Source organism: Frankia sp. R43, from assembly GCF_001306465.1.
Taxonomy (GTDB): Bacteria; Actinomycetota; Actinomycetes; order Frankiales; family Frankiaceae; genus Parafrankia; species Parafrankia irregularis.
Genome location: NZ_LFCW01000003.1, coordinates 568,213 through 581,842, shown reverse-complemented (window position 1 = coordinate 581,842; position 13,630 = coordinate 568,213). Strand labels below are relative to the sequence as shown.

The following is a 13,630-nucleotide window of genomic DNA, read 5'->3' as shown; positions in this document are numbered from 1 at the left end:
CGGCCCGGAGCCGTCAGAAACCCAACCGGCGAAGCTGCTTCGGGTCCCGCTGCCAGTCCTTGGCCACCTTGACGTGCAGGTCCAGGTAGACCGGCGTCCCCAGCAGCGCCTCGATCTGGGTACGGGCCCGGGTGCCGACGTCACGCAGCCGGGAGCCTCCGGAGCCGATGACGATCGCCTTCTGGCTCGGGCGCTCGACGAAGACGTTGACCCGGACGTCGAGCAACGGCCGGTCCGCGGGACGGCCCTCCCGCGGCAGCATCTCCTCGACCACCACGGCCAACGAGTGCGGCAGTTCGTCGCGCACACCCTCCAGAGCCGCCTCGCGCACCAGCTCCGCGACCATCACCTGCTCGGGCTCGTCGGTCAGCTCCCCCTCCGGATAGAGCCGCGGGCCCTCCGGCAGCCGGGCTACCAGCACGTCCGCGAGCCGGTCGACCTGGAACGCGGACACCGCGCTGACCGGCACGATCTCGGCGAAGTCACCGAGCCCGGAGACCTCCAGCAGCCGGGCGCCGACCCGGTCCGGGTCGGCGACCTTGTCGACCTTGGTGAGGATGGCCACCACCGGCGTCCGCCGCGCCAGCCGGCCCAGCTCGTCGGCGATGAAACGGTCGCCCCGCCCGAGCGGCTCGTCGGCCGGCATGCAGAAGCCGATCACGTCGACCTCCGACAGCGTCGCGCGCACGACGTCGTTGAGCCGCTGGCCCAGCAGCGTGCGCGGACGGTGCAGACCCGGGGTGTCGACCAGGATCAGCTGCGCGTCGGGACGATGGATGATGCCCCTGATGGCGTGCCGGGTCGTCTGCGGGCGCCCGGACGTGATCGCCACCTTCGTCCCCACCAGCGCGTTCGTCAGCGTGGACTTGCCCGCGTTCGGTCGGCCCACGACACAGGCGAATCCCGAGCGGAATCCCGTCGCCAGGTCCAGGTCCACTAGCTCGACGTCCGGGTGCGCGCGACGCCGTCCGGGCCGGCCAGGAAGAGGGGAACTCCCGCACCGAACTCGGCGAGCATGGCCAGATCGTCGGCGGCGGCCGTATCGGCCTCCGTCACCACGGCCGCGGCCTCGAAACGCCGCGCGCCGCTGGACGCCGCGGCCACGACCGCGGCCCGCAGCGCCGACGTCGCCAGCTCCGGCCGGGCGTGCGCGACCGTGGCGGCCGCGTAGGTCCGGCCGTCGGTGTCGCGCACCGCCGCGCCCTCCGCGAGCTGGCCGCCGGGCGTGTAGGCCCGCAGCCGGGCGGCGCGGGCCAGCACCACAAGCTTGGTGTCCTCCGCCTCCAGAACCGGTCCGGCCGGCGGGCTGGAAGGGGGGGTGGAAGACGTCACGATGTCACCTTTCTGCTCTGCTCCGGCCCGTCCGTCCCGTCCGTCCCGCCTGGCCCGGCCGGCCCTTCCGGCGCGTCCGGGTCGCGGGTCGACGGGGTCAGCCGCCGGACGACGACAGTGCCGATCTGGTTGCGCCGACCGGCCGCCCGCTCGGCGGACAGCCGCAGCCCGGCCACGTCCGCGGTCGCGCCGGGGATGGGCACCCGGCCGAGCGCGCTGGCGAGCAGCCCGCCCACCGTCTCGACATCGCGGGCGCCGGGCACGTCCTCGACGCCGAAGAGCTCGGCGAGGTCGTCGACGTCCAGCCGTGCCGTCACCCGCGCGGTGTCGTCGTCGAGCCATTCGACCGGGGGCGTGGCGCTGTCGTACTCGTCGGTGATCTCACCGACGATCTCCTCGAGGATGTCCTCGATGGTCACCAGCCCGGCGGTGCCACCGTACTCGTCGATGACCACCGCCATGTGGGTCCGCGACGCCTGCATCTCGCGCAGCAGGTCGTCGGCGGGCTTGCTTTCGGGGACGAGCACAGGCGCCCGCATGATCTCGGCGACCCGGCTCTCCTCCCGGCCTTCCCGCTCCCAGCCGACCATGTCCTTGAGGAAGGCGATCCCGACGACGTCGTCGACGCTCTCGCCGATCACCGGGATGCGGGAGAAACCGCTGCGCAGCGCCAGCGAGATCGCCTGCCGCACGGATTTGTCGGACTCGATGAAGAGCATGTCCGGGCGCGGCACCATGACCTCGCGGACGAGCGTGTCACCCAGCTCGAACACCGAGGCGATCATGTCCCGTTCCTCGGGTTCGATGACCTCGTTCTCCTCCGCGAGGTCGACCAGGTCGCGCAGCTCCGCCTCCGAGGCGAACGGCCCGTCGCGGTAGCCGGGGCCGGGAGTGACCGCGTTGCCGAACGCGATGAGCAGCCGGGGCAGCGGCCCGAAGATCCGCGCCAGCCGGATGGTGAGCCCGGCGGTGGCCAGCGACACCGCGGGGGCGTGCTGGCGGCCCAGCGTCCGGAACATCACCCCGACCAGGATGTAGGCCACCAGGGTGGAGACCAGCGCGCCCAGGCCGACCGCGGCGAACCCGGCCCCGTAGGCGTGGACGGCGAGGACGGTGATGCACGCCGCGGCGGCCATCTCGCCGACGATCCGCAGCAACAGCAGCAGCGCGAGGTAGCGCCCCGGATCGGCCACGACCCGGGCCAGGTTCGCGGCGCCCGCCTTGTGCTGCCGGCCGAACTGCTCGACGCTTACCCGGGAGACCCTGGTGAGGGCGGCGTCCACCGCGCCGAGGCCCGCGGCGGCGAGGGCGGCCACCGCGGCGATGAAGACCAACAGGAGATCACCGGACTCCATGACGGACCGGGCTCCTCAGGAGGTGCCGGCGCCGGCCGCGATGTCCCAGGAGGCCAGCAGGCTGTTCTGGAGCTTCCACATCTCCCGTTCCTCCTCCGGCTCCGCGTGGTCGTAGCCGAGCAGGTGCAGGATGCCGTGGGTGCAGAGGATGTGCAGCTCCCGCTCCATCCCGTGACCGGCCTGCCCGGCCTGCCTACGGGCCACCTCGGGGCACAGGACGACGTCGCCGAGCAGGGTGGTCGGGTCCTCCTCCACCGACTCCGACCAGGACGGCTCGAACGCCTCGTCCTGCGGGAACGCAAGCACGTCGGTCGGCCCGTCCTCGCCCATGTAGCGGACGTGCAGGTCGGTCATCGCGTCGACCTCGACCAGCATGACCGAAAGCTCCGCGAGCGGGTTGACCTTCATGGTGTCCAGCACGAACCGGGCCAGCGCGGCCAGGGTGACCTCGTCGAAGTCCGTCACACCCGACTCGTTCGCGACGAAGACCGCCATTACCGTTCCCTTTCCGTGGCGCTCGCTTCCCGGGCGCTCACCGGCGGTCCCGGCGGGTGGCCCGGGCCGGGCGCGAGTCGGCGGCCGGCACCGGGCTCGCCGCGTCCCAGCGGGCGTAGGCGTCGACGATGTCGCTGACCAGGCGGTGGCGGACGACGTCCGTGCTCGTCAGCGTGGCGAAGTGGACGTCGCCGACCCCGTCGAGGATCTCGCGGACCACGCGAAGGCCACTGTGCGTGCCAGCCGGCAGGTCGACCTGGGTGATGTCACCGGTGACGACGATCTTCGAGCCGAACCCGAGCCGGGTGAGGAACATCTTCATCTGCTCCGGCGAGGTGTTCTGGGCCTCGTCCAGGATGATGAAGGCGTCGTTGAGGGTGCGGCCACGCATGTACGCCAGCGGTGCGACCTCGATGGTCCCGCTCTGCATGAGCCGCGGGATCGAGTCGGGGTCGATCATGTCGTGCAGCGCGTCGTAGAGCGGGCGCAGGTACGGATCGATCTTCTCGTAGAGCGTGCCCGGCAGGAAGCCGAGGCGCTCACCGGCCTCGACCGCCGGCCGGGTGAGGATGATCCGGTTGACCTTCTTCGCCTGGAGCGCCTGGACCGCCTTGGCCATCGCCAGGTAGGTCTTGCCGGTTCCCGCGGGCCCGATTCCGAACACGATCGTGTGCTGGTCGATCGCGTCCACATAACGCTTCTGGTTCAGGGTCTTCGGGCGGATCGTCCGGCCACGGTTGGACACGATGTTGAGGGTGAGAACCTCCGCGGGCCGCTCATCCGAACCGCTGCGCAACATCGCCACCGAATGGTCCACATGTTGCGGGCTGAGTTCCGTCCCGGCGTCCAGCAGCGCTATGAGCTCGGAGAACAGCTTGGCCGCGAGCTCGTTCTCGGCCGGGTCACCGGTGATGGTGATCTCGTTGCCGCGGACGTGGATGTCGGAGGAGAAGGCCTTCTCGACCGCACGCAGCAACTGGTCCTGGTGGCCGAGCAGACTCACCATGCTGTGCGGGCCGGGAACGACGATGCGCGTGATGGCCCGCGCGTCTGGGGGAGCGTCGGAATCGGGCATGTAGTACGGCCGCCTGGGCCGGAGCACCTCTCACATCGAGCGTGGATCACACGAGCATGGATCACATGGCATCGCGCAGGCACCGGGCCGCGCAAACACCAGGGCAGGCAAGCCCCCAAGCCGCAGGAGCACGGCCACAGGAGCATCGCCACGGGAGCACGATCGTGTCAGCCTGGGGCGAAGGTGGCCCGCAGACGAACCCAGTCTATCCGCCCAGGCGACCGATGTCGGCGAGTACCACCGCCGCCGCGACAACGCCCGCCGTCGACGTCCGCAGCACGGTCGGGCCGAGCCGCCCGGCGACGGCCCCGGCGGCGGTGAGCGTCGCGAGCTCTTCGTCGGACACACCACCTTCCGGGCCCACCACCAGCAGCACCTCAGGCACCTCCGGCGCATCCGGTGCCGTGCCGAGCATCCCGGGAGTCCCAGCCGTCCCAGGTGGTGCTGCCGGGGCCGGCACGGCCTGCGGAACGGACAGCCCGCGGGCGAGACCGGCCACCGGCGTCGACGCCGTCTCATGCAGAACGACGGCGAGCGCGGCCTGCCGAGCGCGCCGCGCGAGCGCGGCGGTGGTGACCAGTCCGCCGACCTCGGGCCAGACCAGGCGGCGCGACTGCTTCGCGGCCTCCCGCGCCGTGCGGTCCCACCGGGCCCGGGACCGCTCGCCGCGCTCCCCCTCCCAGCGGACCACGCACCGCGACGCCGCCCAGGGCACGATCTCGTCGACACCGGCCTCGGTCATCATCTCGACCGCCAGCTCGCCGCGGTCGCCCTTGGCCAGCGCCTGCGCCACCACCAGCCGCGGGACCGGTACGGGCACCCTCCGACGACGCAGCACCACGCATTCGAGCTCGTCCCGGCCGACCGAGCCGACCTCGCATTCCAGCGCGGTACCGGCGCCGTCGGTCACGTCCAGGCGCTCACCCGGCCGCAGCCGGCGAACGGTGGCGGCATGCCGGCCCTCCGCGCCGGAAAGCACGAAGACGTCCGTCGACGGCAGCGGATCCAGGTGGAAGACGGGGGCGGTCAGCGGTTACGCCGCCCGCTGCGGCGCCGGGAGAACAGGCCCGAGCCACCGGAGGAACCGCCGACCGCCACGGCCGGCGACTCCTCCTCCCGCAGCTTCGCCAGCTCCCGCAGCAGGCGTTCCTGCTCGGCGTCGAGCTTCGTCGGCGTCTCGACCACGATGTGGATGTGGAGGTGGCCTCGCCCGACCGCGCGCAGGTGCGGAACACCGCGCCCGGCGAGCCGGATCACCTCACCGGGCTGGGTGCCCGGCTTCACCGTGATGGTCTCGGAGCCGTCGAGCGTCTCCAGCGTCGCCACCGTGCCCAGCGCCGCGGCTGTCATCGGCAGCCGCAGGTCGCAGTGCAGGTCGTCACCCTCGCGGGTGAACACGGCGTGCTGGCGCTCGGAGACCTCCACGTACAGGTCGCCGGGCGGACCGCCGCCGGGGCCCACCTCACCCTCGCCGGACAGGCGGATGCGCATCCCGTCCTCGACCCCGGAGGGGATCTTCACCGTCAGGGTGCGCCGCTTGCGGACCCGGCCGTCGCCCGAGCACTCCCGGCACGGGTGCTCGATGACGGTTCCGGTGCCGGAGCAGCGCGGACACGGCCGGGACGTCACCATCTGGCCGAGGAACGAGCGGGTCACCTGCTGGACCTCGCCACGGCCGTGGCAGGTCGAGCAGGTGGACGGCTGCGTGCCCTGCGCCGCACCCGCCCCGGTGCAGGTCGGGCACACCACCGCCGTGTCGACGGTGATGTCCCGGGTCGCCCCGAAGGCGGTCTCGGCGAGGTCGAGCTCGAGACGCAGGAGCGCGTCGTTGCCACGCCGGACCCGCGAGCGCGGGCCGCGGCTGGCCCCGCCCCCGAAGAACGCGTCCATGATGTCGCCGAGGCCGCCGAAACCCGCACCGAAGGGCGAGCCGGCACCGCCCCCGCCACCACCGGGCGCGAGCGGATCACCACCAAGATCGACGATCTGACGCTTCTCGGGGTCCGAGAGGACCTCGTAGGCGTTCGTCACGTTCCGGAAGCGCTGCTGCGCCTCTGGATCCGGATTCACGTCCGGATGCAGCTCGCGGGCCAGCTTGCGGTACGCCCGCTTGATCTCGTCACCGGTTGCGTCACGCCGCACACCGAGTGTCGCGTAATAATCCACTGCCATCAGTCGGCACCCAAGAGTTCACCCACGTACTTGGCGACGGCCCGGACAGCCGCCATCGTTCCCGGATAGTCCATCCGCATCGGGCCGACGACTCCCATTCCGCCCAGTGCAGCCGGGCCGAGACCGTACCCGGTGGCGACAACAGAGGTCGATCGCAGGGCGTCGACGTCCGTCTCGCGCCCGATGCGCACCGTAACAGTACCGGTCTCACGCGCCGAACCGATCAGCTTGAGGAGCACCACCTGCTCCTCCAACGCCTCCAGGATGAAGCGCAGCGAGTCGGCGAAGTCCACGGACGCCCTGGTGAGGTTGGCCGTCCCGGCCAGCGCGACGCGCTCCTCCTGGCGTTCCAGCAGGGCCTCCAGCACCACCGTGGTCAGCGTCGTCAGGTAGGGGCGCAGGTCGGGGCGGACCGTGTCCGGCAGGTCGGCCGCGGCCTCGGTGGCGTCCGCGATCCGCCGGCCGCGCAGGGACCCGTTGAGCAGGCCCCGCAGCTCCCCCACGACCCCGTCGTCGACCGGCGCGGGAATGTCCACCACCCGCTGCTCGACCCGGCCGGTGTCGGTGATCAGGACCAGCAACAGCCGGTTCGGGTTCAGCGTGACGATCTCGATGTGCCGCACGCTGCTGATCGACAGCGAGGGATACTGCACCACCGCCACCTGCCGGGTGAGCTGTGCGAGCAGCCGCACGGATCGGCGGACCACGTCGTCGAGGTCGACAGCGCCCTCCAGAAAGCTCTGGATGGCCTTGCGCTCGGCTCGTGACAACGGCTTCACACCGGACAGCCGGTCGACGAAGAGGCGGTAGCCCTTGTCCGTCGGGATCCGGCCGGCGCTGGTGTGTGGCTGCGTGATGTAGCCCTCTTCCTCCAGCGCGGACATGTCGTTACGCACCGTGGCGGGCGATACCCCCAGGGCATGACGCTCGGCCAACGTCTTGGATCCCACCGGCTCATTGCTGAGCACGAAGTCCTCGACGATTGCCCGCAGAACCTCCAGGCGCCGTTCTTCCAACACGTGACCACACCCCCTCAGCCGGTTCCCTACGCCAGGCGGGGATGGCGGTGTGCCGGCGCAGTCACCTGCCCTGGCACTCTTCCGCCACGAGTGCCAAGTGTAGCTTCCCGCCCTGGTCGGAGCAGCCATCGTGACCAGACCCGCGTTCGGCGACCGTCACAGGCTGGTCAGGCGACCGTCACAGCTCCGTCAGGTGACCGCCACCGCCCAGCCGGGTAGCCGCGCCGCCACCCGGCCGGGCTGGCACCGCCACCCAGCCGGGCTGGCACCGCCACCCGGCCGGGTAGCCGCCCCGCCCGGCCGGGTGAGGGCCACCGCTCAGTCGGGCAGCAGCGCACGCACCACGGTGTCGGCCAGCAGGCGACCGCGGCGGGTCAGCGCCACTCTCCCGGCCGCGAGCTCCCGGTCGAGGATGAGGCCGTCCGCCGCCAGTTCGTCGGCCGCCGCCCGCCCCCGATCGCACAGCGCGACCGTCTCGAGCCCCTCGACGAGCCGCACCCCCAGCATGACCCGTTCGACCCGCTGCGCGGCGGCGTCGAGCACCTCACGGGCGGCGGCCGGGCTGCGGCCCGCGCCGACCCTCGTCGCGTACTCGGTGGGGTGGCGGACGTTCCACCACCGGACCCCACCGACATGGCTGTGCGCGCCCGGCCCCAGGCCCCACCAGTCGTCGCCCCGCCAGTAGCCCAGGTTGTGCCGGCACCAGGAGGCCCGGTCGCGGGACCAGTTGCTGATCTCGTAGTTGCTCAGCCCGGCGGCCGCGAACGCCTCGTCCGCCTGTAGGTAGCGATCCGCCAGCAGGTCGTCATCCGGCTCCAGGAGCTCGCCGCGGCGGACCCGCCGGGACAGCTTCGTGCCCTCCTCCACCGTCAGCGAGTAGGCGCTGACATGGTTCGGAGCGAGCTCGATGACCGTCTCCAGGCTGGCCGCCCAGTCTGCCTCCGACTCGCCCGGTGCGCCGTAGATCAGGTCGAGGCTGAGCTGCTCGAAGCCGGCCTGGCGGGCCCAGCCCACGACCTCGGCGACCCGGCCGGGAGTGTGCTGACGGTCCAGCGCGGCCAGCACGTGCGGGCGGGCACTCTGCATGCCGAAGGAGATCCGGGTGAATCCGCTGGCCCGCAGATGCTCGAGTGCCTCCAGGTCGACGGACTCCGGGTTGGCCTCGGTCGTCACCTCCGCGTCGCCCGCGAGGCCGAAGGTGTCGTCCAGGATCCGCAGCACCTTCGCCAGGTCGGAGGCGGGCAGCAGTGTCGGGGTGCCACCGCCGACGAAGACCGTCGCCACGGGCAGCTCCCGCTCGCCGAGAACCGAACGCGCGAGGCGGGCCTCGGTGGCGATGGAGTCGACGAAGGACGCGGCCCCACCCTGGCCGCCCGCGCCGAGCTCGGCCGGGGTGTAGGTGTTGAAGTCGCAGTAGCCGCAGCGTGCCGCGCAGTACGGGACGTGAACGTAGACGCCGAACGGCCGGGAACCGACCGTGGCGAGCGCGGCGTCGGGGAGTGCGCCGTCGACGGGCGCCGGCGCCCCTTCGAGAGGCTTGGATGGCATGACCCCAGTGTGCTCCCAACGCGCGCACAGACCGCAACGCTCTGTTTTGTCAACAGGCCCCACCACAGTGATTCGATCATCACCTGGCGACATCAGGACCAGTATCGGACAAGGAGGCTCACGGGCCGCCCGAATGCGCCATCCGAGGCACCGTCGGCGCCCACTCGGGGCCGGAATCACATGTTTGCGATCTGTTGACAGTGGCAGGGCCAAACGGTGGGCAACCGGTCATGGCTCAGTCGAGTTGGCTGCGAAATGATCCGACCATGCAGGAGGAGCTCACCAGTGGAATCGTGACCATCGAGGAACTGCTACCACCACGAACCACGGAGTACCGGTCAGGATCCGTCCTGGCGCTCGGCTTCGCGGAGGCGGAGCCGGCCACCGAGCCGATCCGCGTACCCCGGATCGGCCCATCCGCGGACACCGTCTGACCGCGGACACCGTCTGCTCCGCCGGCCCGACCCGCCGGCCCGACCCGCTGACGCGCCGGGCGGCACCGCGACCGGAGCCGCCGATGTCCGGCACCTGATGCCGGACATCGGAGCCCCGGCGGCGGCACCTCACGATGCCCGCCGTGCCAGCCACGCCCGGGGGCCGGCCGGGCCGCGCCCAGGCCAGGCCAGGCCAGGCACCCGCGCCCCGTCAGCGCGCCGGCTTCGACCCCGACGAGCTCGGGCTCTCCGTCGTCGACAGGGCGGCGATGAAGGCCTCCTGCGGGACCTCCACCCGACCGATGGTCTTCATCCGCTTCTTGCCCTCCTTCTGCTTCTCCAGCAGCTTGCGCTTGCGGCTGATGTCACCGCCGTAGCACTTGGCGAGCACGTCCTTGCGGATGGCGCGAATGTTCTCGCGGGCGATGATCCGACTGCCGATCGCGGCCTGGATCGGCACCTCGAACTGCTGGCGCGGAATCAGCTCACGGAGTTTCGAGGTCATCGCGACCCCGTACGCGTAGGCCTTCTCCCGATGCACGATCGCCGAGAACGCGTCGACGGCCTCCCCCTGGAGCAGAATGTCCACCTTGACCAGATCGGACGTCTGCTCGCCCGCGGGCTCGTAGTCGAGGCTCGCGTAGCCGCGGGTGCGCGACTTCAGCGCGTCGAAGAAGTCGAAGATGATCTCACCGAGGGGCAGCGTGTACTTCAGCTCCACCCGGTCCGTGGAGATGTAGTCCATGCCCTGGAGCACACCGCGGCGGCCCTGGCACAGCTCCATCACCGCGCCCACGAAGTCGGTCGGCAGCAGCAGCATCGCCTCGACCACCGGCTCGTGCACTTCCGCGATCTTGCCCCCGGGCCAGTCGCTGGGGTTGGTCACGGTGACCTCGGAGGCGTCCTCCATGACCACCCGGTAGACCACGTTCGGCGCCGTCGAGATGAGCGTGAGGTCGAACTCGCGCTCGAGCCGCTCACGGACGATCTCCAGGTGCAGCAGACCGAGGAACCCGCAGCGGAAGCCGAACCCGAGCGCCGCCGAGGTCTCCGGCTCGAAGGTCAGTGCCGCGTCGTTGAGCTGCAGCTTGTCCAGCGCCTCGCGCAGGGCCGGGTACTCGCTGCCATCCAGCGGATACAGGCCCGAGTAGACCATCGGACGCGGATCGCGGTACCCGCCGAGCATCTCCGTCGCCGGCCGGCGCGCCGAGGTCATGGTGTCGCCGACGCGGGCCTGGCGGACGTCCTTCACCCCGGGGATGACGTAGCCCACCTCGCCCGCCGACAGCGAGCCGGTCGGCCGCGGCTCCGGGGAGATGACACCGACCTCGAGCGTCTCGTGGCTGGCGCCGGTGGACATCATCAGACAACGGTCACGGGTCGACAGCGTCCCGTCCACGACCCGGACATAGGTGATGACACCGCGGTAGATGTCGTACACGCTGTCGAAGATCATCGCGCGGGTCGGGCCGTCCGGGTCGCCGCTCGGCGCCGGAATGCGGCGGACGATCTCGTTGAGCAGCTCCGGGACGCCCTGCCCGGTCTTGCCGGAGACCTTCAGCACGTCACCCGGATCGCACCCGATGATCGTCGCGATCTCCTCGGCGTACTTCTCGGGCTGCGCGGCCGGAAGGTCGATCTTGTTGAGCACCGGGATGATCGTGAGATCGTTCTCGATCGCCAGGTAGAGGTTCGCCAGCGTCTGGGCCTCGATGCCCTGCGCGGCGTCGACCAGGAGGACCGCGCCCTCGCAGGCGGCCAGCGAGCGGCTCACCTCATAGGAGAAGTCCACATGGCCGGGCGTGTCGATGAGGTTCAGGACGTAGTCCGCACCGTCATCCGCCCGCCACGGCAGCCGGACGTTCTGCGCCTTGATCGTGATGCCACGCTCGCGCTCGATGTCCATCCGGTCGAGGTACTGAGCGCGCATGTTGCGGGCCTCGACCACGCCGGTCACGCCCAGCATCCGGTCGGCGAGCGTGGACTTGCCGTGGTCGATGTGGGCGATGATGCAGAAGTTGCGGATCGACGCCGGGTCGACGCCGGCTGCCTCGTGCGGTGCTTCGGACACGCGGGCTGGTCTCGTTTCGCTGCTCGTCGGTCTGTCTCGCGTGCTTCATCGTGCCAGGCCTCCATCGTGCCAGGCACAGGCCGGCGCGCCGGGCACAGGCGCCCGCCCTCGCGGCCGCGCCCTGCAGCCGGCACCGCCGACTGGTTTGATAATGTCGGTAGCGCTTCGCTGTGGGCCCTGGTTGGGGCAGCCTGCGGGTTCTGGAGTCGACCAGTTCATCTGGCTCCAGGGTCCTGAGGCAGCCCGAGTCGGTGGGACTCCAGTGAGATCTCGGGGTGGCTGAGATCTTCTGCACGGCGGGCCTCCCCACGTACCATCCCGACTCGAAACCCAGAGGTTCTCCCGCGTGGCCAACATCAAGTCGCAGATCAAGCGCAACCTCACCAACGAGAAGCGACGGCTGCGCAACAAGGCCGTGAAGTCCGAGCTGAAGACCCACGTCCGCCGCTTCCGCGACGCCGTCGAGGCCGGGGACGCGGAGCGCGCCGACGCCGCCTTCCGTCTCGCCGCCAAGAAGCTGGACAAGGCCGCCAGCAAGGGTGTCATCCACCCGAACCAGGCCGCCAACCGCAAGTCGGCGATGGCGAAGGCGAACGCGGGCGTCAGCGCCTGACGTCCTGTCGGGTCGGGGCCGGGCTTCCCAGCGGGAAGATCCCGGCCCTTGTCATGCTCGGGGCGATGTCATGCCTGGGGCGACCGCGTGCGGCGACCGCCCTCGCTCGGGAGTCCGCTCGGGGTTCTCCGTGCGGACCCACGCATTCTCTCGGTGCGGGCCCAGCGGGCCCCCTCAGCCGTCGCGGTCCAGGGCGCGTTCGAGCACCTCGGCGTAGGCGACCAGTGCCGCAACCGCCAGTGGGAGCACCAACAGAACCCAGGCGCTGGCCAGGTCACCCATCGCGATGACCAGCGTCACCAGCACGGTGACGGTCACGACCAACACGCGCATCCAACCCGCCGGCAGCACCCGTAGGCCGAACATGCCACCGGGTGGCACCTGCTCGTGCCCGTCACCGGATGCCGCGGTCCCCCCGGGCCCGTTGGAGTCACGGTGCTGCCCTGCTGACGCGTTCATCGTGCTCGTCCTCCCCGGCCGGCGAACTCCGCCCGGCCACGCTCCTCGGTGCCGACCGACCGGCCCCGGGCTCGTGCGACCTCCTGGAGCAGGTGTTCCAGCGCGTACCCCGCATCCACTGCCGCGCCCTTCACGCCCGCGTCGGCCACCGCGACCGCCCGGATCGCCCGGGCCAGCCCGGCGTCCGACCAGCCACGGGCGGATCGCTGGGCCCGTTCGACCTTCCAGTCCGGCATCCCGAGAGCCTTGGCGATGTCCCACTTGGATCCGCCGCCGGCAGCCGCCACCCGGGCCAGATCGCGCAGGCCACCCGCGATGGCACTCGTGATCAGCACCGGGGCGGTACCGCCTTCGAGAGCCTGGCGCAACAGGGTGAGCCCACCCGCGAGATCGCCACCGATGATCGCGTCCGCCACCGCGAAGCCGCTGGTCTCGGCACGCCCACGGTGGTAGCGACCCACCGCGGCCTCGTCGATCACACCATCGGTGTCCGCCACGAGCTGGTCGCACACGGCCGCGATCTCCCGCAGGTCGCCGCCCACGGCGTCGAGCAGCGCCTGGATCGCGCCGTCGGTCGTCCGGCCACCGAGCCGGCGGATCTCGGCCACCGCGAAGTCATGCCGATCACGCGGCCGGGTGATCTTGGCAGCTGGGATGACCTTGGCGCCGGCCTTCTTCATCGCGTCGACGAGCTTGCGGTTCTTCACCGCGCCGCTGTGCACCACGACCAGCGTCACGTCGTCGAGCGGGCGCCCGACGTACGCGAGCAACGCATCCCGCAGATCCTCCGGCAGCTCGGCGGCACCACGGACGACCAGAACCCGCCCACCGCCGAACATCGAGGTGGCACCGAGATCGATCATGTCGGCATCGGTGAGCTCGCCCGGTGCGCGATCGACGATCTCGACCTCGGGGTCGCGGGCCCGAGCGGCGGCGAGGACCTCCCGCACGGCACGCGCGACGAGAAGCTCCTCGTCACCGCTCACGACGACCAGCGGCGGCGGGGCAGCGGGCTGTGGCACGCGGATCAGCATGTCACGCCGGACGGCCGCCCTCA

General features: G+C 71.2%; 14 protein-coding genes. 2 read left to right on the top strand and 12 right to left on the bottom strand.

Features of this window, described 5'->3' with window-relative positions:
• Nucleotides 1-13: 13 nt before the first annotated feature.
• The 9 genes from era to hemW form a co-directional block, all read right to left on the bottom strand.
• The gene (gene era, locus ACG83_RS15995) at nt 14-931 is read right to left on the bottom strand and encodes a GTPase Era (protein ID WP_054567273.1); all 918 of its coding nucleotides are present in this window, start codon (nt 929-931) and stop codon (nt 14-16) included.
• A 5-nt stretch (nt 932-936) separates the two neighbouring features.
• Entirely contained in the window at nt 937-1,332 is a 396-nt protein-coding gene (locus tag ACG83_RS15990; RefSeq protein WP_054566979.1) for a hypothetical protein, read from the bottom strand.
• A complete protein-coding gene (locus tag ACG83_RS15985) occupies nt 1,329-2,687 on the bottom strand; it encodes a hemolysin family protein (protein ID WP_054566978.1) in 1,359 nt (452 codons plus the stop codon). Before ACG83_RS15985 ends, ACG83_RS15990 begins: the two co-directional genes overlap by 4 nt.
• A 15-nt stretch (nt 2,688-2,702) precedes the next feature.
• Nucleotides 2,703-3,182: an rRNA maturation RNase YbeY gene (gene ybeY / locus ACG83_RS15980; protein WP_006538877.1), complete on the bottom strand. Its 480-nt coding sequence runs from the start codon at nt 3,180-3,182 to the stop codon at nt 2,703-2,705.
• 37 nt (nt 3,183-3,219) lie between these two features.
• Nucleotides 3,220-4,257 (bottom strand): PhoH family protein, encoded by a 1,038-nt coding sequence (locus ACG83_RS15975; RefSeq protein WP_054566977.1) that lies wholly within the window; start codon nt 4,255-4,257, stop codon nt 3,220-3,222.
• Nucleotides 4,258-4,462: 205 nt separating this feature from the next.
• Nucleotides 4,463-5,287 (bottom strand): 16S rRNA (uracil(1498)-N(3))-methyltransferase, encoded by an 825-nt coding sequence (locus ACG83_RS15970; protein WP_076825484.1) that lies wholly within the window; start codon nt 5,285-5,287, stop codon nt 4,463-4,465.
• Entirely contained in the window at nt 5,284-6,429 is a 1,146-nt protein-coding gene (gene dnaJ, locus ACG83_RS15965) for a molecular chaperone DnaJ (protein WP_006538880.1), read from the bottom strand. The genes ACG83_RS15970 and dnaJ overlap by 4 nt, the downstream gene beginning before the upstream one ends.
• Entirely contained in the window at nt 6,429-7,448 is a 1,020-nt protein-coding gene (gene hrcA / locus ACG83_RS15960) for a heat-inducible transcriptional repressor HrcA (protein WP_006538881.1), read from the bottom strand. The genes dnaJ and hrcA overlap by 1 nt, the downstream gene beginning before the upstream one ends.
• A gap of 318 nt (nt 7,449-7,766) precedes the next feature.
• Nucleotides 7,767-8,996, bottom strand: a complete 1,230-nt coding sequence (gene hemW, locus ACG83_RS15955) for a radical SAM family heme chaperone HemW (RefSeq protein WP_054566975.1) — start codon at nt 8,994-8,996, stop codon at nt 7,767-7,769.
• 230 nt (nt 8,997-9,226) lie between these two features.
• On the opposite strand from hemW, the gene ACG83_RS15950 reads away from it, so the two are divergent.
• On the top strand, nt 9,227-9,430 hold the full coding sequence (locus ACG83_RS15950; protein ID WP_054566974.1) for a hypothetical protein: 204 nt from the start codon (nt 9,227-9,229) through the stop codon (nt 9,428-9,430).
• A 211-nt stretch (nt 9,431-9,641) separates the two neighbouring features.
• On the opposite strand, the gene lepA is transcribed toward ACG83_RS15950, so the two are convergent.
• On the bottom strand, nt 9,642-11,501 hold the full coding sequence (gene lepA / locus ACG83_RS15945; protein ID WP_054566973.1) for a translation elongation factor 4: 1,860 nt from the start codon (nt 11,499-11,501) through the stop codon (nt 9,642-9,644).
• A 346-nt stretch (nt 11,502-11,847) separates the two neighbouring features.
• On the opposite strand from lepA, the gene rpsT reads away from it, so the two are divergent.
• Complete coding sequence (gene rpsT / locus ACG83_RS15940) at nt 11,848-12,114, top strand: 30S ribosomal protein S20 (RefSeq protein WP_054566972.1); 267 nt, start codon at nt 11,848-11,850, stop codon at nt 12,112-12,114.
• A gap of 174 nt (nt 12,115-12,288) precedes the next feature.
• Here the strand turns inward: rpsT and ACG83_RS15935 are convergent, their stop codons facing one another.
• Both ACG83_RS15935 and holA read right to left on the bottom strand, forming a co-directional pair.
• Nucleotides 12,289-12,573 carry a hypothetical protein gene (locus tag ACG83_RS15935; RefSeq protein ID WP_054566971.1) on the bottom strand — a complete coding sequence of 95 codons (285 nt, stop codon included), beginning with the start codon at nt 12,571-12,573 and terminating at the stop codon, nt 12,289-12,291.
• The gene (gene holA / locus ACG83_RS15930; protein WP_054567272.1) at nt 12,570-13,607 is read right to left on the bottom strand and encodes a DNA polymerase III subunit delta; all 1,038 of its coding nucleotides are present in this window, start codon (nt 13,605-13,607) and stop codon (nt 12,570-12,572) included. Before holA ends, ACG83_RS15935 begins: the two co-directional genes overlap by 4 nt.
• Nucleotides 13,608-13,630 lie beyond the last annotated feature (23 nt).